The sequence below is a fragment of the Thermostichus sp. OS-CIW-30 genome (genome assembly GCF_054060215.1).
In genome coordinates this window covers 1-20,400 of sequence record NZ_JBSSCZ010000025.1, presented here as the reverse complement: position 1 = coordinate 20,400, position 20,400 = coordinate 1, and the positions used below count along the sequence as shown (strand labels likewise).

The 20,400-nt window shown below is 59.4% G+C and carries 18 protein-coding genes; 14 read left to right on the top strand and 4 right to left on the bottom strand.

Going from position 1 to position 20,400, the window contains the following annotated elements; translation table 11 throughout:
• The first annotated feature begins 180 nt into the window (after nucleotides 1–180).
• The 6 genes from ACVWZF_RS11010 to ACVWZF_RS10985 all read left to right on the top strand — a co-directional run bounded on the left by ACVWZF_RS11010 (nucleotide 181) and on the right by ACVWZF_RS10985 (nucleotide 8,048).
• Nucleotides 181–1,425, top strand: coding sequence for a response regulator (locus ACVWZF_RS11010; protein WP_011434290.1), 1,245 nt, complete (start codon nucleotides 181–183; stop codon nucleotides 1,423–1,425).
• A gap of 47 nt (nucleotides 1,426–1,472) precedes the next feature.
• A complete protein-coding gene (locus ACVWZF_RS11005; protein WP_011434291.1) occupies nucleotides 1,473–1,847 on the top strand; it encodes a response regulator in 375 nt (124 codons plus the stop codon).
• 107 nt (nucleotides 1,848–1,954) lie between these two features.
• Entirely contained in the window at nucleotides 1,955–2,503 is a 549-nt protein-coding gene (locus tag ACVWZF_RS11000; RefSeq protein WP_457411447.1) for a chemotaxis protein CheW, read from the top strand.
• A 48-nt stretch (nucleotides 2,504–2,551) separates the two neighbouring features.
• Nucleotides 2,552–4,789, top strand: a complete 2,238-nt coding sequence (locus ACVWZF_RS10995; RefSeq protein WP_457411445.1) for a methyl-accepting chemotaxis protein — start codon at nucleotides 2,552–2,554, stop codon at nucleotides 4,787–4,789.
• A gap of 1 nt (nucleotide 4,790) precedes the next feature.
• The gene (locus ACVWZF_RS10990) at nucleotides 4,791–7,562 is read left to right on the top strand and encodes a hybrid sensor histidine kinase/response regulator (protein ID WP_011434294.1); all 2,772 of its coding nucleotides are present in this window, start codon (nucleotides 4,791–4,793) and stop codon (nucleotides 7,560–7,562) included.
• Nucleotides 7,563–7,565: 3 nt separating this feature from the next.
• Nucleotides 7,566–8,048 carry a hypothetical protein gene (locus ACVWZF_RS10985; protein WP_414329976.1) on the top strand — a complete coding sequence of 161 codons (483 nt, stop codon included), beginning with the start codon at nucleotides 7,566–7,568 and terminating at the stop codon, nucleotides 8,046–8,048.
• On the opposite strand, the gene ACVWZF_RS10980 is transcribed toward ACVWZF_RS10985, so the two are convergent.
• Complete coding sequence (locus ACVWZF_RS10980; RefSeq protein ID WP_457411444.1) at nucleotides 8,024–8,575, bottom strand: hypothetical protein; 552 nt, start codon at nucleotides 8,573–8,575, stop codon at nucleotides 8,024–8,026. The two genes, ACVWZF_RS10985 and ACVWZF_RS10980, sit on opposite strands and share 25 nt — an antisense overlap.
• 136 nt (nucleotides 8,576–8,711) lie before the next feature.
• On the opposite strand from ACVWZF_RS10980, the gene ACVWZF_RS10975 reads away from it, so the two are divergent.
• Complete coding sequence (locus ACVWZF_RS10975; RefSeq protein ID WP_414390463.1) at nucleotides 8,712–9,689, top strand: acetyl-CoA carboxylase carboxyltransferase subunit alpha; 978 nt, start codon at nucleotides 8,712–8,714, stop codon at nucleotides 9,687–9,689.
• Between the two features lie 295 nt (nucleotides 9,690–9,984).
• Here ACVWZF_RS10975 and ACVWZF_RS10970 read toward each other — a convergent pair whose 3' ends face one another.
• Entirely contained in the window at nucleotides 9,985–11,760 is a 1,776-nt protein-coding gene (locus ACVWZF_RS10970; protein WP_457411442.1) for a phospholipase D-like domain-containing protein, read from the bottom strand.
• A 159-nt stretch (nucleotides 11,761–11,919) separates the two neighbouring features.
• Between ACVWZF_RS10970 and ACVWZF_RS10965 the strand changes: the two genes are divergently transcribed.
• The 4 genes from ACVWZF_RS10965 to ACVWZF_RS10950 all read left to right on the top strand — a co-directional run bounded on the left by ACVWZF_RS10965 (nucleotide 11,920) and on the right by ACVWZF_RS10950 (nucleotide 15,032).
• Nucleotides 11,920–12,471 carry a fasciclin domain-containing protein gene (locus ACVWZF_RS10965; protein WP_011434299.1) on the top strand — a complete coding sequence of 184 codons (552 nt, stop codon included), beginning with the start codon at nucleotides 11,920–11,922 and terminating at the stop codon, nucleotides 12,469–12,471.
• Nucleotides 12,472–12,538: 67 nt separating this feature from the next.
• A complete protein-coding gene (locus ACVWZF_RS10960) occupies nucleotides 12,539–12,718 on the top strand; it encodes a hypothetical protein (RefSeq protein ID WP_011434300.1) in 180 nt (59 codons plus the stop codon).
• 190 nt (nucleotides 12,719–12,908) lie between these two features.
• Nucleotides 12,909–14,411, top strand: coding sequence for a GTP-binding protein (locus ACVWZF_RS10955; RefSeq protein ID WP_083757669.1), 1,503 nt, complete (start codon nucleotides 12,909–12,911; stop codon nucleotides 14,409–14,411).
• 267 nt (nucleotides 14,412–14,678) lie between these two features.
• Nucleotides 14,679–15,032, top strand: a complete 354-nt coding sequence (locus ACVWZF_RS10950; RefSeq protein ID WP_457411441.1) for a DUF6464 family protein — start codon at nucleotides 14,679–14,681, stop codon at nucleotides 15,030–15,032.
• Here the strand turns inward: ACVWZF_RS10950 and ACVWZF_RS10945 are convergent.
• Nucleotides 15,029–16,489, bottom strand: coding sequence for a BCD family MFS transporter (locus tag ACVWZF_RS10945; protein ID WP_457411439.1), 1,461 nt, complete (start codon nucleotides 16,487–16,489; stop codon nucleotides 15,029–15,031). The genes ACVWZF_RS10950 and ACVWZF_RS10945 overlap by 4 nt on opposite strands.
• Before the next feature lie 169 nt (nucleotides 16,490–16,658).
• Here ACVWZF_RS10945 and ACVWZF_RS10940 point away from each other — a divergent pair, with 169 nt between their 5' ends.
• Nucleotides 16,659–17,723, top strand: a complete 1,065-nt coding sequence (locus ACVWZF_RS10940) for a hypothetical protein (RefSeq protein ID WP_011434304.1) — start codon at nucleotides 16,659–16,661, stop codon at nucleotides 17,721–17,723.
• Between the two features lie 115 nt (nucleotides 17,724–17,838).
• Here the strand turns inward: ACVWZF_RS10940 and ACVWZF_RS10935 are convergent, their stop codons facing one another.
• The gene (locus ACVWZF_RS10935; protein WP_457411436.1) at nucleotides 17,839–18,141 is read right to left on the bottom strand and encodes a hypothetical protein; all 303 of its coding nucleotides are present in this window, start codon (nucleotides 18,139–18,141) and stop codon (nucleotides 17,839–17,841) included.
• Here ACVWZF_RS10935 and ACVWZF_RS10930 point away from each other — a divergent pair.
• Both ACVWZF_RS10930 and ACVWZF_RS10925 read left to right on the top strand, forming a co-directional pair.
• Nucleotides 18,133–18,297 (top strand): hypothetical protein, encoded by a 165-nt coding sequence (locus tag ACVWZF_RS10930; protein WP_457411435.1) that lies wholly within the window; start codon nucleotides 18,133–18,135, stop codon nucleotides 18,295–18,297. The two genes, ACVWZF_RS10935 and ACVWZF_RS10930, sit on opposite strands and share 9 nt — an antisense overlap.
• Before the next feature lie 235 nt (nucleotides 18,298–18,532).
• Entirely contained in the window at nucleotides 18,533–19,999 is a 1,467-nt protein-coding gene (locus ACVWZF_RS10925; RefSeq protein ID WP_011434306.1) for a hypothetical protein, read from the top strand.
• Nucleotides 20,000–20,400 lie beyond the last annotated feature (401 nt).

Sequence of the window (20,400 nt, the reverse complement as noted above, 5' to 3'; positions counted from 1 at the left end):
TTCGTGCAGCCTTGGCCGTCTTGTTGGGCTTGGCTCATCTATAAAGATCTCGTCTGGGTCAGGGCTGGGCTTGAACTGTATTCTGGAAAGCATTTTTTCACCGGCTTGTGGGGTAGCTAAGACTTCAGTCGTGTCATCAACCTCAGCGCAGGAAATTGTCCGAGCACGTCCTCTCGACCCATGAACCGTCCCCCCGTCTGTACAGAAGTCTCGGCCCATCTGCTGAACGCAGAGGTCAGCTTCACAGGAGTTGTTCGGTATTTCAGTGCCTTGGACAAAGGGGAGGGGCTGGGCACTTGGTCATTGGTGTTTCACCAAGGTCGCCTGGGGTTTGCTCACCACAGCTTGGAGCCCTTGGAGCGCTTGGATCGCCACCTGCGTCGGCTCAGCCATCAAGTCTTTTCTCTGACTCGCCAAAATTGCCTACGCATCCATCGGCAGGTGGAGGCGCTATTGGCTCAGGAGACTGGGCCTCTACCTGCAGACCTTCTGGGGCTGAGTTGGATGGTAACGGAGCAACTGCTGCCTTGGGAAGCTGCGCGCAGGTTGAATGCTTGGATCGGCGAGGAGGTGCTGCAAAATCTGTTGCTGGTTCCAGGGGGCTTTCAGCAGGAGATCATCCCACTGGACAACGTGCCCACCCTGGGCCAGTGGGATGGGGGATCCCTGCTCGACCTGATCCAAAAGCGGCTACGGGCATGGCAATCTTTGGGGCCTGAGATCACCTCCCCCTACCAACGGCCCTACTTTGCCAGCCGGGCCCAGGCAGAACGCCTTCCCGCCGAGCAACAGGAACGGCTAGGCCGGTTACTGAAGGGGTTTAGCTTCCGCCAGTTGAGCGCCCTTCTCGATCAAGACGACCTCCAGATCGCTCGCCGCCTACATCCTCTGGTCAAAGCCGGTATCCTTGTCCTGCGGGATCCCCAGCCCCCCTTTGATCGGCTGCCCAAAACCTACTCGGCCAAGCTTGAGACAGAATCACAGCCCTCAGAAACTCCCACCGTCCCTCTTCACCTGGCCAACGGGCTTGCAGATCTAGGCCCATCTCCCCAAGCCTCGAAAACCTGGATTGTGGCCTGTATTGACGACAGCGAAGCCATGCTCAGCGAGTTGCAGCGGTTGTTGGAAGGGCACAACCTGGTCATTCACACCATCAGCGACTCTTTGAAAGCCCTGATGAAGCTGACCACCCTCAAGCCAGATTTGATCCTGCTGGACGTGGGTATGCCCAACGTGGATGGCTACCAATTGTGCAGCCTCATCCGCAAATCCTCCGTGTTAAAGGATGTGCCGGTGGTGATGGTCACAGGCCACAAAGGTCTGATCGATCGGGTGAAGGCGCGCCTGGCCGGTGCCACCGATTACCTGACCAAGCCCTTTCGGCAGGAAGAATTGCTGCAGATGGTGTTTCGCTATCTCAGCTAGGGATCCCTCTAAAGGTTCGTCGAAAAAGAGATAAGGAGATGTCGATCATGGTGAAAGTTCTTGTGGTGGAAGATGTGGCCTCGGAGCGACAGCTCATCAGCGATTACCTCCGCTCAGAAGGCTATCAGGTGGTAGCGGTGGCCAACGCCCAAGAGGCATTGCAGCAGATCCGCAACGACAAACCCGATGTGGTGCTGACGGACTTGGTCATGGAAGGCATGAGCGGGCTGGAATTGTGCCGCCAAATCAAGAAAAACCCGGAAACCCAAAAGTTGCCCGTTGTGGCCTGTACTTCTAAAAATCAAGAGCTGGACAAACTCTGGGGCATGAAGCAAGGGATCGATCTTTATCTGACCAAGCCTTTTACCCGCGAAGACATTTTGCGGGCCGTGAAATCAGTAGTGCTCAGCCCGAGCTCATGATTTTTGCCACTCCTGTCCTTGCTGAGCTGCGCCTCCAGTTAGGATCCCTGTGATTATCACGAATTGTTCTTAGGAGATGTCTTAGAATTGGCAGAGCGAGAACGGCAATGGCGGTAGCTTTCTCCCCACACAGCCCTACTTCTACCCGTACCGGCGAGCTGTACTTACATCTACAGTTGGGGGTAGACTGTCGGGCCCTTTTGCCCATGGCATTTGCCCAGGAAGCTCTAATTGTTGTCCCGCACCACTTTACCCTTCTCCCCAACCAGCCCGCATGGGTGCTGGGCTTGTTCAACTATCGCAATCGCATTCTCTGGGGACTGGATCTGCCGCAATTTCTCGGCCTAGAGCCCTTGGACTTTGGGCAGCCCGAACACCACTTGGTGGTGATGCGCCCAGAATTTGGGGGCTCTGCATCGCCAGTGCGAACAGGCTTGGGCCTGGCAACCCAACACGTGAAAGGAGTAGCTCGAGTGCCCGCCGAGGAGATCCAACCCTTAACAAAAGCCCAGGCAGCACAAAACAACTTTCGACTGGAGAACTTCTACGACTCTTGCAAAGGGCTGGTGTTGGAAGGGGATGAGCCTCTCTGGGTGCTCGACCCTCTTGCCATTGTCCAAAAGCTCAACTCAGTTGATTCCTCGGCAAACCCTTGATCTTGGCGACCTTTTCCCCGACTTACCCTCACTTAAAGGCAAAATTCTATGGTTTCCTTCCGTCCCCTCTTTCTCAGGCCTGCTCCATCTTCCCGGCCCCAACGCAAAGTCGCGGGATCCCGCCTGGCCCTGGCAATCAGTTTTCCTCTGGGCATCAGCTCCCTGCTGTTTGCCGTCTCTGCCGGCAGCGTAGCCCGCACCTATTTCGAGTTCGAGCCGGCGATCTCGCGGCAGTTCACCCTGCAAAACCTGAGCGATCAGGTGATCTATTTGGATGAAGTCTTGACCATGTCTGCCCGCATGGCCGCTGCCAGCGGGGATCTGTCCTGGGAAGAGCGCTACAACATCCATGTCCCTCAGTTGGATGAGGTGCTGGCGGAGATTCAGCAATTGGATCCCGCCTCTTACGAAGCCTATGCAGCCAAAACCACAGCAGCCAACATCAAGCTGGTGGAGTGGGAAGTGCAGGCTTTTGATCTGATTCGGGCCGGCGAGCAGGAACGGGCTTTCAACTTGCTGCACAGCCCTGAGTACGAAGAGCAAAAGCGCATCTACGCCGAAGGGATCAACCAAACCCTGGAGGCCATTCGCAGCAACATTCAGGCCAGCGTCCAGCTTTACGAGCAAGATCTGCTGCAGGCTTTGATCTTTTCCGGCATCAGCTTCCCGATTCTGCTGCTGAGCTGGGGGATCATTTTGATCCTGGTGCGCAACTTTGTGCGGGAACGCAACGCCACCTACGAGCGACAAGTTTCCGACACCCGACTGGCCCAGCGGTTTGCCGATATTGCCCGGATTCGCCAAGAGCAAGAGCTGATCGATCCCCTAACTGACTTGTTGGGCGAGATGCGCCAGCGCTTCGGTGCCGAACGAGTGGCCTTCTATCGCTTGACCGCTCCCGAAGAGGCGCAGGTTATCGCTGAATCTCACGACAGCCGCCTGCCCGACACCTTGGGCACCCTCCTCCGCAGGATCCCGGCTCCGATCCAGCAGGCTCTCCACGGCGGGCAAGTTTACGCTTTTGGCCCGGTGCCTAGGCCAGATCTGGGCGCCGACTACCTGCAGAGGCTGGCCACAGCCCAACTGAAAGCCGAGATGATAGCGCCGGTGGTGCGTGGCGATGAGCTTTACGGTTTTTTGGCAATAGGCCGCGCCCAAAGCCAGAGCTGGTCTGACGAAGAACAGAAAACCTTGGCAGAGCTGGCCAACCGCCTGGGTCAAGCTTTGGGTAACCTGGGGGCGCTGGAGCAAAAAGCCGTGGCCGCCCAGGAACGGGAGCGGTCGGAAGCGCTGCAAAGAGAGCTGCTGCAGCTTATCAGCGAGGTCACAGAAGCCTCGCGGGGGGATCTCACGGTGCGGGCGCAGCTAACAGCCGGACAAGTTGGCATCATGGCGGACTTTTTCAACGTCATTATCGAGAGCTTACGCGACATCGTGATTCAAGTGCAGCAGGCCGCCGGTCAAGTCAACCAATCCATTGGTCGTGACGAGGCAGCCATTCGCGAGTTGGCCGAAGCCGCTCTCCGACAGGCCACCCAAATCGAAGAGACCTTGCGCTCTGTCGAGCAAATGACGCTCTCAATCGAGGAGGTAGCCGATAAAGCCCAACAGGCCGCCACCGTTGCCGAATCTGCCGCCGCCACGGCCATCAACAGCAGTTTGACTATGGATCGCACAGTGCAAACCATCCTGCAACTGCGGGAAACGGTGGCCGAAACGGCCAAGAAGGTGAAGCGGCTGGGGGAATCTTCCCAGCAGATTTCCAAGGTGGTGTCCTTGATCAACCAGATTGCGCTGAAAACCAACCTCTTGGCGGTGAACGCCAGTATCGAGGCAGCCCGTGCCGGCGAAGAAGGGCGAGGTTTTGCGGTGGTCGCCGAGGAAGTCGGGGCACTGGCGGCCCAGTCGGCAGAAGCCACCCGCGAGATCGAGCGCATTGTGGAAGGGATCCAACGGGAAACCGGCGAGGTGGTACAGGCGATGGAAACCAGCACCGGCCAGGTGGTGGAGGGAACCCGCTTGGTGGAAGCAGCCAAGCAGAGCCTGGGACAAATTGTGGAAGTCTCGCGGCAGGTGAACCAGCTCTTTCAGGCCATTGCCCGCTCCACCGATGCCCAGGCAGATGCATCTCAAACGGTGCGCCAGTTGATGCAGCAAATCGCCAACATTGCCGCCCAGACGGCGGCAGCCTCGCAGCAGGTGGCCAACTCTCTCCAGGCTACGGTGGCGGTTGCCCGTCAGTTGCAGACTTCTGTGTCCACCTTCAAGGTGGGGGAGGCGGTTTAGCATGGGGCCGAATCCCACTTCCCTCGACCCACGCGAGTGGCAGGTTAGGCTGCAGTTTTTGGACGAAGCCCAGGCTTACCTCGACACCCTGGAGGCAGGGGTGTTGGGCCTGGGATCCCAGAGTTTGGATCGCCCCCGTTTGGATCGCTTGCTGCGGGCTGCTCATTCCATCAAGGGCGGGGCGGCCATGATGGGCTTTCCGGTGCTTAGCGACTTGGCCCATCGCCTGGAAGATGGTTTCAAGATCTTGCAGGTGGATCCCCAAAAAGCCGACCCCGCAGTGGAGCGCAACCTCTTGGCGGCGTTGGATTGCATGCGCCAAATAGCCCAGCAGCACCGCCAGCAGCGGCTTTTGGACGAATCTTGGCTGGCAGAGCGGGTGCAGCCTCTTTTCGATCAATTGCGAGAGCAGTTGGGAGAGTTGCAGCCTGAGGACAACGTCCAAGTCCTGGCAGCAGAGGCCGGGGGCGATATGCGGGTGCTGCTGTTTGCAACCGAGGTGGAGGCCTGTCTGCAGCGGTTGGAAGGTGTGCTGGCCCACCCCGAGCAGCCCTGTTTGCGGGAGGAGTTTCTCATTGCTGCCCAAGAGCTGGGGGCGCTGGGGGAAATGTTGGATCTGCCTGCCTTTGCCACCCTGTGCGGCTCAGTAGTCCAAGCTCTGGAGACGCTGCCGCCAAATGCCAAGGAGCAGGTGTTGCCCGTTGCTCAGGCGGCTTTACAAGCTTGGCGACGCTCGCAGGCCCTGGTGCTGGTCGGTCAGGTCGCTCTTCTCCCCAGCTCCTGGGATCCGGCAGAGCCTCCAGTTTCCCCCCCGCCAGAAGCCCCTCCCCCTGCAATGGCAGGAGCCACCGAGCTGCCGGATTCGATTCCAGCCGGGGCCAAAAGCGCTGCCGAGATGCTACGGGTGCCGGCTCGCCCTCTGGAACAGTTGGGGGAGCTGTTGGGAGAGCTCATAGGGGAGCGCAACCGCTTAAACAGTCGCCTGCAACGGCTGCGGGAGCTGGTCAGCTTGTTCAAACGGCGGGTTCGCACTCTAGAAGAAACCAACAGCCGCCTGCGCAGCAGCTACGACCGCGTCGCTGCCACCGTGCCTGCTTCTGTGCTCTTGAAAAAAGAAGGGGATCCCGGCCTGACCTTGGCCGATACCTTTGACCTCTTGGAGATGGATCGCTATGGAGAGATGCACCTGCTGACCCAAGAGGTGATGGAAACCGTTGTGCAAATTGATGAGGTAACCCACGATATCGACACCACCCTGCAGGAGACCGAAGGCAGCGCCCGCCAGCTCAGCCGCCTCTCCAGGCAAATGCAAACCCGTCTCGACCAGGTGCGCATGCAGCCTCTATCGGATTTGACGGATCGCTTCCCCAGAGCGCTGCGGGAGCTGAGCTTAGCCCATGGCAAGCCCGTGGAGCTGCGGGTCTTGGGGGGATCCACCCTAATCGAGCGCTCGATTTTGGAGGCCTTGGCGGATCCCTTGTTGCACTTGGTGCGCAACGCCTTTGACCACGGCATCGAGGCTCCAGACACCCGCCTGGCCCAGGGCAAGCCGGCCAAGGGCCTCATCGAAATTGCCGCCAGCCAACGGGGCAACCGCACTCTGATCACGGTGCGAGACGATGGGGCAGGGATCTGCCTGGATAAAATCCGGGCCCGCGCCTTGCAGATAGGGTTTTCCGCTGCCGACCTGGCTGAGGCCAGCTCCCAGGAGCTGCTGGAGTTGATCTTCCAGCCGGGCTTCAGCACCGCCGAGCGAGTCAGCGAGCTATCTGGACGGGGAGTGGGTCTAGACGTGGTACGCACCAACCTGCAACGAATTGGCGGCCAGGTGCAGGTGGAATCTTGGCCGGGACGGGGCACGCTGTTTACCCTCACTCTGCCCGTTTCTTTGAGCGTCACCCGCGTGCTGCTGACAGAATGCCAGGGGTTGATGTTGGCTTTTCCGGCCAACGCAGTGGAAGAATTGCTTATCCCCCCGCAGTTGCCTGCCGATTCCTTTCTCTGGGAAGGGGAGCAGATCCCTTTAATTCCTGTGGGCCACTGGTTTCGCTTCGCGCGCTGGCAGCCTCGCCGGGAAATTGACGAGACCCCCCTTCTCGACCGACCTGTGGTGCTGCTGGTGGTAGAAGACAACCGGCCCTATGGCCTGTTGGTGGATCGCTTTTGGCGGGAGCAAGAGGTAACTCTGCGCCCGGTGGAGGGAGGTCTGCCTCTGCCGTCGGGATTCTCCGGCTGTACGGTTTTGGCCGATGGGCGAATCGCTCTTTTCGTGGATCCGCCTGCCCTCTTGAGCTGGCTGCTCGCCCAGCGGGATCAGCCCTGTCAGTCGGCAAGGGATCCCCTTCCCCAGCCCAGGTTTGCCGCCCAGCCCACCCTGCTGGTGGTGGAAGATTCGGTCAACGTGCGCCGCTTCTTGGCCATGACCCTAGAAAGAGCAGGGTTCCGGGTTGAACAGGCTCGCGACGGACAAGAGGCCCTCGAGCACTTGCAGAGAGGAATTCCCATCCGAGCGGTGATTACCGACATTGAAATGCCGCGGCTGGATGGCTTTGGCTTGCTGGCCCAGATTCGTGCCCACCCCCTGTATGACCAGCTTCCCGTGGTCATGCTCACCTCCCGCAGTGGCGAAAAACACCGCCAACTGGCCCAGCGGCTGGGAGCCAGCGCCTACCTCTCCAAGCCCTTCCAGGAACAGGAGCTGATCCAAAAGCTGCGGCAACTGCTGCAACCAGCCTCTTCGGCACCTTCCACCGGCGTTTTGATGGCGAGGTAGTCCATGCCCCTGCTTTCCCCTCTGCGCCTGCGTCGTCTGGCTCGGCAAGAACAACTGAGAAACCGGCAGACCTTGATTACTTTCCAACTGGGCTCCTACTGCTTCGGCCTCCCTGTTGATCGGGCGCGGCGAGTTTTTAGCTGGGCAGAGTTTCAGCTTGCTCAGGAGGGCGGCCCCCAGCTTTTGGATACCGGTCGTTTGTTGCTGGGCCGAGGGATCCCTTTTCAACCGGAAGGGGTTATTCTGTTGCAGCCAGGCAGTTCTGAGGACGGATTGTCCGACCAGATCGACAACCCAGAAACAGGGGCTCTGCCCATTCCCACTCAGCCCCTCCTGCGCCGTCTGCCCTCTTCCCAGTTGCAGCCTCTCCCCAGCCGCTATGCAGCTCAGGCCCGCCAACGGGGTATTGTGCAGTGGATCCCGCCAGCCGAAGGCCAGCTCCCCCTGTTGGTGTTCGACCCTCATCTCTGGCCTGCCTGTTCTTGAGAAGGGAGAAGGGGCAGTTGCAGCTCTGGATTCTCCACGCGGGTTAGCTCCCAGCGAAAGGGATCCCCACCCCGTCGCTGCCAATTCAATCGGAAGGGTTGCTCCAAGGCGTTCACCTGATCCCGCGTCAGGTTGGCTAAGGGGCCGCCGGATCCCTCGATAACAAACCAGAGAGTGGCCTGTCCTTGGCGACTGGGATCCCCTAGGTCGAGCTGCACCTGCAGCGCTTGGGGTTGGAGGCGCAAGCGAAAAAATTGGCCGAAGATCTCGCGGCTGTAGGCCAGCGCCCGCTGCTTGTTCAGGCCCCAACCATCGCTATAGGCCTCAGATACCAACATCTCCACCTGATCCCAGTTGCGCTGCTCCACCGCCCGCAGCAATCTCTGGGTGTGGGCCCGGATTTGCCGCTCGGGCCGCCCGTAGTGCCAAAAGGCGCCCCCTGCAATGGCCAAAACGACGGATCCCACCACCCCCCAGCGCAGCCAGGGGGGAAGGGGTGAAGGGGGAGAAGAGACAGAAGCAGACAAGGGATCCCTCTTGGGCAGTAGGGGGATTGCTCCCTCTAGCCTACGGGATCTACATGTGAGAAGATCAAAGTCCCATCCCCAAATCTGTGCAGCCTTTGCCAGGCACAGCACGCCCCCGAAGTTTAGCCAACCGGTCATGACCAAGTCCACCGACCGCCTGCTGCTGGAGTTTGAGCAGCCTGTTGCCGCCCTGGAGCAACGAATTCAAGAAATTCGGGCCTTGGCAGAAGAAAACGACATCGATGCTTCTGAGCAGATTCGCCAATTGGAAGCCAAAGCCGAAGAGCTGCGCCGCGAGATCTTCAGCCAGCTCACGCCGGTAGAACGGCTCCAGGTGGCCCGTCACCCCCGCCGCCCCACCACCCTGGATTACGTACAGACCATCTGTGACGACTGGTTTGAGCTGCACGGGGATCGCCACGGCCAAGACGATCCGGCCATTGTGGGCGGGTTGGCCAAGCTGGGGGAGCAGCCGGTGATGATCCTCGGCCACCAAAAGGGCCGCGACACCAAAGACAACATCCACCGCAACTTTGGGATGCCCAATCCCGCCGGCTACCGCAAAGCCCTGCGGCTGATGGAACATGCCCACCGCTTCGGCCTGCCCCTGCTCACCTTCATCGACACGCCGGGGGCTTACCCAGGCGTCAAGGCGGAAGCTGAGGGCCAAGGAGAGGCCATTGCCACCAACTTACAAACCCTCTTTCGGCTGGAGATCCCCATCATCTGCACCGTCATCGGCGAAGGGGGATCCGGAGGAGCATTGGCCATTGGCATTGGCAACCGCATCCTGATGTTCGAGCACGCCGTCTACTCCGTGATCTCGCCGGAAGGCTGCGCGGCTATTCTCTGGAAGGATGCCAAGAAGGCTCCCCAAGCGGCGGCAGCCCTGCGCATTACCGCCCAAGACCTGCTGCAACTGGAGGTGATCGACGAGATCCTGCCAGAGCCGGTTGGCGGCGCCCACCGCGCGCCCTTGGAAGCTGCTCAAACCCTCAAAGAGGCTCTTCTCAGGCATCTCAAGGAACTTTCTAGCCTGAGCGGGCGAGAATTGCGCGAGGAGCGCTACCAAAAGTTTCGCCGCATGGGAGCGTTTCTGGAGCTTTCTGAATAGACTTATGCATCCCTGATTTATAGTCGTTTCAGATTAGGGTGAGACACCTGGGCCATTGATCGCGCCAGCGGGACGGAGTCCTTGAAAAGCCTTTTGGCCCCCTGCATTATTGCTCTGCAACGCCGATGCGACCAACATTTTAGGCGTGGGTGCAGTGTCCTGGTTTGAACTGAAATGACTATATTTGGGGTTTAATTTGGGGTTTATTCGAGGGGAGAGGCCCTTTAGGAGCTGCTCTGGGATGAACTTCCGAAAGCACTCCGCGCCCTCAACCTGACCAAGAGGGGGCTAACTCCTACCAGGTTACCCGATCCCGCAGCTGCTCAATCCGGGCTGGGCCAATGCCATTGACCCGTTGCAGATCCTCCAAAGAGGAGAAGGGGCGGGCCTCGATAATGCGCTGCGCCAGGGCGGGGCCAATGCCGGGCAACTGTTCCAGCTCCGCCGCCGTGGCCGTATTCAGGTTAACGCGAGGGGATCCCCCAGGAGACGCCACCGGAAAAGCAACCGACGGGGAAGGGGATCCCGCCTCAGGAGGAAGAACGACCTCGACTTCCAGCAGCTCCGGCTCCGGTTCAGGCAAGGAAGCGGCAACGGGGACGGGGTTGGGGCAGCGACGGGACGCCTCTTCTGCCTGCTGTTGCAAGCGGCGGCTGGGGCCAAAACGGGCCTCGGCCATCAGCCGGTCGAACTCCCGCACAAAGTGATCCACCACTCGGCCATTGCGGATGATCAGGAAGTTTTCGTCGTTGAGGTGGTTGGCCGAGACCGACCAGTTGTTGGATCCGGTGATCACCGTGGCCTGAGGAGTGCCGGGATCGATGATGGCAAACTTATGGTGCAGCTTATCGCCGGGGGCGAGGTTGGGTATGCCTACAGACTGGGCCGGCAGCGTCCAGGGCAGGCGCGCCGCCTCCACCTGGCACTTTTCGTCGGGGAGCAACAGCCCCCACATCTCCAGGGTGCGGCTGTAGTCCCGGAAGGCAAAACCAGGGTCGAACACCCCGCGGATCTCTACGTTGCGCTCCTGGCGCAGTTGCCTGAGTTGGTTGGCAATGCCCGGATCCGTAAAGACGAACAGAGCCAGATCCACCTGTTGCCGGGCTTGGGCCAGGGTGGCGGCAATAATGCCGTTGGAGGTGGCTTCGTAGGGCAGGGAGCGACTGGCAGGAGAAAAGTGAACCCCCACAATGGCATCGTCAATGTACACCGTTTCCAGGGAACGCTTGAGCTTCTGCACGCCGAAGCGGCTATCGGTCAAGCCACCGGGGCCATCGCCCCACATGAGATCGAATTCCTCGGTGTAGAGGCGGGCCAGCTCCGGGCTGTCCAGCAGCAGCAGATGGTTGGCATTGCCGACACTGCCAGGCGCATCAAAGTCCCCGTGAATATCAGAGAGGGTGAAATTGGCCGAGCCGGTCAAGACTTTCTGCCCGTCGATCACCACAAATTTGTGGTGCATCAGGCCACTGCCCTTGGAACCATCGGCGGTATCATCCAGCCAGGGCACCCGCCCCCCATCCAGCAAGGCGTACACATCTCGGCTGGCAATCTCCTCGGGAGAAAACCGTCCATCGCGGTTCACATCCACCAGGTTGCGGTACTCCTCGAACTTGCGACGGCTGCGCTCGTCCAGCGCCCGCACTTGGTCAGGGGTGAGTTGGTGCCAGGCTCGCACGTAGGTGTTTTCAGTAATAAAACGCACCGGGATCCCGGCCTGTCGTCGCTCCACTAGGGCTTGGGCAATGAGCGGTAGGTTCAGCTCTTGCACGGCAATATCCACCGACTGACGAGCGGAGCGAATCTGGGAAATGATCAACTCTTCCAGGTTGTAGCCGTAGCGGCGGATCTGGCGGTAGGGATCCCGATAGGTGCTCTCCCGGCTTTGGTTGAACTCCACCCGAATGCGGGGGTGCTGCGGCAGAGGGGCAAGGGTGGGCAGCTCCTGCTCTTGGGGGTAGGGTCTGGGCCGAGGGCCGACCCAGTAGCCGATCAAGACCAGAATGAGAAGCAGAGCAACCCAGGGCAGCCAGCGGCGGAGTTGCCGCAACCACGACGGGATCCCGTTCATGGCCTTTCTCCTCTCCAGCAATCACACCCCCAGGATACTGAACTTTATCGCAGCCACTTCTACGCGAAGGCGATCCCTGCTCTGCTCTACAGCTAACCGTGCGAGAGCGGCTGCTACCCCTAAGATGATGACAAATGTTTTAGAGTATTAACTTTTGTTATGAACTACAAAGCCCTCACCCTTGGGCTGACGGCGGCTGCTTGCTTAGCCTTGGTAGGCTGTGCCAGTTCCAGCAGCGATACGGCCATTGCCCCGCCGACGCCTACCCCAACTCTCTCTCCCAGCCCTACGCCGCTGCCCAACCTCGTCGCCGTTGCCGCCGCCAACCCCGACTTCAGTACCTTGGTGACGGCCCTGCAGGCAGCGGGCTTGGTGGGGACTTTGCAGCGGGAAGGTCCCTTCACGGTATTCGCTCCCACCAATGCTGCTTTTGCCGCTTTGCCCCCTGGCACGGTGGAATCTTTGCTGCGACCTGAGAACCGGGCAGAGCTGGTGCGCATTCTCACTTACCACGTGGTTCCTGGCTTGGCTCCTTCCAGTGCCCTCAGATCCGGCCAGCAGGTAACGACTTTGCAGGGATCCCCCGTCACCGTCACGCTTCTTGAGGGCGGACGGATTCGCATCAACAACGCCAACGTGATCGCCGCGGATATTCAAGCTTCCAACGGCATCATCCACGTCATCGACACCGTCTTGATCCCGCCGCGTTAGGAATTGGGCCACCACTTCGGGCATCATAGAAGCATCGAGATCCAGCACTTTATTGGGGAGATTCAGCGTGGAGCGGCCTAAGTGGGTAGCAATCGTTACAGGGATCCTGGCCATTGCTCTGGGGGTGGGCTACTTGCTGCTGGTGCAGCTATTGGACTATCGCGGCGGCCAATTTTTGCCGGCACCACTGGAGCCGCCGGCGATTTTGGGAGAGGGGATCCCTGGCTCATTTGGCCGGTTGAGCTGAGGGTGTTTTTGACTCCCCGCTCCCTTCTCTGGTCTCTTGCTCAGCTACTTCTCAGCAAAGCTCTCGACAAAAAAGCTCTCGACAAAACTGTATGCTCAGCTACAGCAAGCCCTATGCTGGAGAAGCGACTCGGATGGCTCAGCAATTTTGGGTTGCTTGATTTGAAGATTTGGGCAGGCTGTGGGTTGGGATGGTGCTGTCGCGCTCCACTTGGGTGTGGTTGTGGGCAGGGCTGGGTTTGGCGGCCCTGAGCCAATATCTGCAATGGGTTAGCGGGATCTATAGCTTTATCGCCCCCCATTCGTTGCCGCTGGCGGATCTGGCAGTGGCCGGGATCCTGGGAGGGACAGCAGCAGCAGGTCTGGCAGCGCGCCATTGGTGGCAGCAGGCTGGCCGACGGCAAAGTACTCCAAACCAGCGGACACAACCGCTGCGGCGGGTTAAGTTAACTCGGAATCAGGTGCAAGCCGATCTGGAAGATGCCGATCGCCTGATCCAGAAGCTGCAGAATGACATCAGTCGCCGTGCCCTGCGTGCCAAGCTGCAAGAGATCAATCAGCGGCTTAACCAGGAGGAATTGCATCTGGTGGTGTTCGGCACCAGTTCCGCCGGCAAGACCTCGTTGATCAATGCCTTGATGGGCCGACCAGTGGGCGAAACAGCCCCCACCCTGGGCACCACCCAGCAGGGATCCATCCACACCTACCAATTGGAGGGCTGGAACGGCCCCATTTCCCTTACCGACACACCTGGGCTGCTGACGATTGGGGGAGCAGGTGAAGCGGAAGCCCGCGCCCTGGCCCAGAAGGCGGATCTGCTGATCTTGGTGGTGGCCGGAGACCTGCTGGCTTCGGAGTATGCCGAAATGCTGGAGTTGGCCCGGCTGGGCAAATCCGCCATCCTGGCCCTCAACAAAACCGATCAGATGCTGCCGGAGGATGTAGAGACCATCTTGGCCCATTTGCGCCGACGCACCGCCGGTGTTATCCCTGCCGAACAGGTGGTGGCCATCGCCGCTGATCCAGAGCCCCTCAAGGTTCGCTACTACTCCGAAGATGGCTCTGTGTGGGAAACTTGGGAGCCGCAGCCCCCCGAGACAGAGGCCCTCATTCAACAAATGGCTCACCTGCTGCAGCAGAAGGGATCCCACCTGCGCTTGGCCAATGCCTTGTTGCAAACCCGAACTCTCAGCGAAGCCGTCCAGCAGGCCCTCCAAGAAGAACGTCGCCAACAGGGTCGCCAGATCGTGGAACGGATGCAGTGGGCCACCGCTGCTGCCCTGGCGGCAAACCCTCTTCCTGCTTTGGATGTGCTGGCAGGAGTAGCCATTCAGGCGCGCATGATTGGGGAACTGCACCAGGTGTTTGACCGACGCATTACCTTACGCCGGGCCCAGCAAATCGCCCAGAGTTTGGCGCAAATGGTGGTGCAACTGGGGGGGCTGGAGCTGGCCACTCAGGCTTTGGGCTCTCTGCTCAAGGCCAGCCCCTTGATGGTTATGGGGATCCCCCTGCAGGCAGTGACGGGGGCCTATCTGACACGGGTGGCGGGGCTCAGTTACCTAGAGTGGCTGTCCTCTGGGGATCCCTGGCAAGAGGAAATCCTGCAAGAGCGGATTAGGCAGCAGCTCCAAAACCGTCATCCTCTGGCTTTTCTCACCCAACTGGCCCGCCAAGCCCATTCCAACAGCTAGTCCAAGCATCCATCTTTTCGCCGCCGCAGGCCCAACCTATCCCGTTCTACGCCCGCCGCAGAAAATCCATTACACTGAGTACAGCTTTTTCTAACTTAACTTTGTAGAAGTTCTGTAGATTAGCAGGCTCCAGGTCACACAAGAGAGAACATTTGTACCAGCCATACTCAGTGTTGCCGGAAAAAGTTGCACAATTTGTTAATCACAAGTCAAGCCCAGTCCATCATTTTGTAGTCTGCTGCCCTAAACTGGCTCCGTTTGCGCCTTATGTCTTCCATCAACCCGACCTTGCCCATTCAGTGGATCGACGCGGATTCGGGAGAGGTGGTGGAGGAATGTCCTTGGCAGAGTAGTCCCCATCCGGGCACCTACGTCCAACTGGCAGAGCAGCACTACCTGGTTCTGGAAAAGCGTCATTCCTACCGGCTCCGGCAAGGCAAATACCACCTGTGTGGGATCCGCGCCCTGGTGCGTTCGGTCACCCCACCTCAGGAAGCAGGGAATTGCCTGGGGGATCCCTCCTGTCGGTTTAATGCTCACTCGCCCTTGCTGCGTTGTGCCGTCAACCCCAGCGGGCCCTGTCAGGGCTGCCCCCACTACGAGTCGGCCCCGCGTTGCTAGCCCTCCAGCTCCAGAGCCAACACCTGGGTCAGCGCACGGTTGGTCTTTTCGCGAAACTCGGCCACGCTCACCCGTCCCAGCAAATACACGGCCAGCAACATCACCGCTGCCTCCACCCCAAAGACGGTGGCATAGGCAAGCACTGAAGAAGTGGGGAAGAGAATGCGCCCCAGATCGAGCAAAGCCCCGCCGAGCAAGGTGGAAACCGCCTGGGACATGGCCTGGGCCAGTCCCCAAGCCCCGATAAAGGTGCCTGCCGTCTCCGCTGCCGTCAAGTCCAACATGAGGCTAATGGCGCCATTGGTGGTGATCCCAGAAGCCAAGCCAAACAGGATCATACACAGCTGCAGCAGCCGTGGATTGCCTGTAAACCCTGAGGCAATGGTCAGCCCAAAAGAGATTGCCACCAGCAGGCAGCCCAGACGAGCCGTTGTCTGCTTGCCTAGCTTAGGCACGATGAAAAATCCGGTCAGCACAATCCCTGCCAAAATACCCAGGCTCCAAAAGGCATTGAGCTGGGTGCTCTGGGCCACCGTCATGCCAAACACCTCGCCGCCGTAGGGTTCTAGGATCGGCTGTTGGATAAACAGGCCCATGGTCATCAACACCAAGAAGCCGAAAAAGATCAGGGTTTGGCGGCTGGCGGTCAGCACCTTGATGGCCGTACCCAGGGTGATTTGGTCTTCTCGTCCGGCCAAGGTGGAACGGGATCCGTAGCGGGAATAGCGCTTTTCCACTCCCCAGGTGGCGATCACCCCCAGCAGGATCACCACGGCTGGAATGATGACGAAGAGGCGGTTGACGGTGCTCTGCAGGTTGTCTGGCTGCAAGCCCCGCAGCAGAACTGCCGAGCCAATGGCCCCGCCGGCAATCCCCACCATCAACATAGACCAGACGATCCCCACCAACTTAGAGCGGTTGTCCTCGTCTGACACATCCACCAGCAAAGCCGCAAAAGGCGTGGAGCAGGCGCTGAGGCAGAGACCATAGAGGGCAAACATCAAACAGGCCAAGCCTACCCAGCCATAGGTGGCTCCAGACCAACCCGTGGCCGCAAAGCTCTCCCCCAAACCCCACACCACCTGCACCCCCAGGAAGATACAAACGGCAAATAGAACCGATCCCAGACGCACATAGCCGGTGCGATGCAGGCCAAACAGGGGCTTGGCATCCGAGAGCTGCCCAAACCAAACCCGAGCCGGGGAGACCAACTGGTGCATGGCTAGGGATCCCCCCACCACCGTTGCCGGGATGGCCAGCAGATCCGTGTCGATCATGACGCGGTTCAGCACTCCCAGAGTGAGCAGCGACATCATTCCCAAGCCCATCTGAAACAGGCCCAGGCGGAACATGACATGCAGCGGCAAAGACTGAACCTGCACCTGAGGCTCTGGAGAAGCTGGAGTTACAGAAGCCACAGAAGCGTTGACCTCGGGATCCCGGCGAATATTGGCCATGATCTGGAATGATCTGCGAAAGCGCTACAGCCTCTTATCCTAGCCCAGGCAGCCTGGGATCCCGGCAAAAGCATGGGGTTGCCAAAAGCGAAACCGCCACGTCCTCTCCCCTTTTGGGAGCTATTGTCAGGGTATAGTCCCCCAATTTCCAATCCTCAGGAATATTGCTATGCGCGCCCCCATCCCCTGGCTGCTGAGTTCACTGAGCTGGGTGGGCATTTCCCTGGCCGCTCCGCCGATGGTGTCTACTTCTCAGGCAACCCCTACGGATTTTCCCCTCCACCAGTTCCTTTCTTCCCCCTCGCCTTCAGAGTGGGCAGAGTACTTGGCCTACAGGCAGGTGATTGACCAGACGATCTCCATGACCTGGGATCCGCAAGCGCGAGCCTTGGCAAAGCAGTATGGGCTGGATATCGTCAACATCACCTGGGAAGATACCGGACGCCACAAGGGATCTGCCCTTGGCCCCAACATCAGCGACATGACCATCCAGGTACAACAGCTCAACCCCAGAACGGGTCACTACGAGCTGAGCTTGATGCCGGTGATCCGCTACCCCAACTTTGCCGATCTGTCTGCCGACCTGCCCCTCGATAGCCTACAGGTGCTGGTGGGCAACGAAAAAGGAAAACCCCTGCAACCCGTGTCGCTGCGAGAGCTGCTGGGGAATCTGCGCCGCTACTTACATGATCCCGGCTCTTGGGCCGGCAACCGCAACTCCCTGCTGGCTCCACGGGATAGCCATGTGTTGGTGAGCGCCCAGGCCGCCTTTTTGCCTATCCCTGCCGGGGGATCCGCTCAATTCAACCCGGTGCTGTTCAACTACCAATCCCATCCCGGCAACCCAGCCGTGCTGGCAATCTTGGCCACCCACGAGGGCACCAGCATTACGGTGATCGAGAACCGCACCGAAGATAAGGTAGATAAGGTGGGCGGGGCTATTTGGGGCCAGCGCCTTTTCTTCAATCAAAACGGTGAACGGGCCAGCCTCACCGGGCAGCGCCTCAGCGATTTTCGGGCCGAGCAAGCCGCCAACCCAACCCCTCAGGATCCCCATTCGGCGGAAGTAGCAGAAGAAGCCCTGAACCTGGTGATGGTGATCCAAGTACCTGATACATTCACGCTGAACTCTCCTGAACATGGTTCAGGAAAGAAGCGATCGCATCCTGCCTATCTCTGTTCGCGTCAGCGGGACGGAGTCCAAACAGGAAGGCGGTATCCCGCAAAGCCCTGAGGAATACCCCCCGAGCGCTTTCCCCCTTCACTTCCCGGCAACCGTTGCGGTGGACTCAAGGATCAGGGGGAAACTTGGTCTACTATATCCCTCTCAATGACTTTTGCCAAACCGCCTAAAGCTCAGTAAATTCAGCAAAGTTCAGGGTTTTGGGGGTTAGAGGCATGCTCTCCAGCAGCGGCAGCCGCCGCGAAGGGAAGTTGAGGATATCTCTGTCAAGTTTTTCGGACCCGCAGCCGACCTGGCCGGCCTCAGCAATGTAGAAGCCGCTGTCATCGGACATGGAGAGGTAGAGGGCCCCTTCACCGAGATCAACAACCTGGACATCAAGCGGGATCCTCGCTTTCCCATTCGGGTCACGATCCAGTTCTACAAAGCCACCGACAATGGCGTGGTCTCCGCCGAGGACATGGCCCAAATCCACCATCAAATTGCCCGCGTCTACCGAGAGGCCGACTATGTGGGCAGCTTGGTGATTCAGCCGGATACAGGCCGACCTACGGAGTACAACCGCGACGCAGAGACAGAGCGCCCCTTTCCCTTTCCTTGGTTTCCTTGGTGGCCGCGACGCTAGGGCCTGCTGCGCATTTTTCCCACAACCTGCCGCCAGGTGGCAACATCTTCTCGCGCCTGGGTTTCTCCACTACACTGACTACTGACCTGACGCCAAGGGGAATGGGTGTCGGCCCGATATCCTCGGCAAGGTCAGGGTCTGCAGAGACAGTTGCCAAGGTCTCATTTCTTGAGGCCATGGTGCTTGTCTGTGCCAGCTCTTGCCCAAGGCAGTGGGGAGTTTTTCCTGCAACACTATGGCTGACGCAGTTCCCGTTCGGCGCTACGACCTGTTTGTGCAGGCTTCCCGGCTGCTGCAGCGCTACCGGCAGCTCACGCCGGAACTCCGTCCGATAGGGCTAGAGGTGGCCCTGGCCATCCAGTATCACCGCGCTCAGGCCGGATCGGGATCCCTGCTGCCTTGGGTGGGATCCCCTCGCGGACTGCCCTTGCAGCAAGTGGCCCAGCGCATTTGCGACCCGTTTTACAGCAAAACCCACCCTCTTTTACCGACCTTGCCCGAAACCGGCGAGCCTTTGGTGTGGCCTCTGTTCAACCAGGGGGAAAACGGTTTGATCCGGCCCCTGGCCCCGAGCAAAGTGGGCGGGAAACTGGCGGAACGGCGCTGGCTCAAAGCCTGCAACAGCCAGGAAGGGATCGGCTGTCATGCCTTGGCGGCCCACCTGTGGCAAGACGAGCGCTTTTTGGCCGAAGACCGGGATCTCTGTCCTTTCCGCCTTTATGATGGGCGCTACCCCTTGAGCGTGGATCAAGGGCGACAGACTTGCGGCTTTGACGATCACCCCTGTGGCTGGCAGCCGGGACACCCCAAAATGTTGCAGGTGGTGGGCAAAGGCAAACAGGCCGAGATCCTGCTCCCCCACTGGACGGATGACATGTGGGCGATGCTCATTCCCTCCCATCGTCCGCTGCCGATTTACCCGCTCTTGGTGATGCTTTACTTTGGCCAAGAAACTTTGCAAAAGGGGCGGAGCAGCCTCTCCATCGAGCAATTTCGTCTGGATTTTCAGTTTAGCCAGTCTCAACTGCGCCTGTTGTTCGACACCCACCCTGAGCACCCCTTGAATCGACACCTGCTTACCTGGGCTCAGCAGCCAGAGGTGGAGTGGGGATCCACAGAACTCTTGCCCCAGATGCCGCCCCTCCTGCATCAACCTGCCGGGGGCAAGGTGGTTTTGGATCCCGATGAGCCGCCCCAGTTCCGCAGCAGTGGGATCCCTCACAGCGCCGGGACAGACCCGCTGATGGCAGAACGCCGCCGTCGACGTCAGTTGGAGCGCAGCGAGCGCCACAACGAGATCTTGCACCAGTTTCGCCGCTGGTTCCGCCTGGCAGGATTGGAAGTCCGGGAGGATCAGCATACCTTTGACTTTTTGGCCGTGGCGGACGGGCATCTGCTTTTGGCCGAAGTGAAGCTCCTGCACCACAAGGATGCGGCAGAGGCTTTGCAGGAAGTGGTGGGACAGTTGCTCTACTATGAGCGCTTTGCCCTCGGCCCTTGGATCGAGCAGGGCTTTTCCGTTCAGAAGGCCGCCGTTTTCGATGGGCCACCGCCAGATCCCTATGTGCGATTTCTAGAAGACCTGGGCATTGCCACCTACTGGATCAACGAGCAGCAGATGATCGATGGGCCAGAAAACTCTTTACGCCTGCTGCGCCAGATGGGGGTGCGGGTACGACCGGATCCCGAATTGGGGGATTAGGGGAAAAAGCCTGCCCATGTTCTCCCCTGAGTTTTGACTCAGGCGGGGGTAACTTCTTGTCTTCTTAAGCGTACCTTAACTGCCCCTTTACTCAGATTCCTTCCTGAAGATGGTATCTATATAGACGGTAAAAATACGGGATCCTTTGGAGTTTCGGGAGGAGTGAAGCAGATGTGGTCTAGGGTTACTTCGCGTCGTGTTGCCCAATCAACTGCGGTGCTAGTTTTTGGTTTGGTGCCTTTGGTTTCTCTGCAAGGGTGCGGCTCCAGAAGAACTCCTTTGCCAATACTTACACCTGTGCCAGCACCGACCCCGACTTCAACACCCACAGCCACGCCAACACCGACGCCCACACCGACCCCGACTTCAACACCCACAGCCACGCCAACACCGACGCCCAC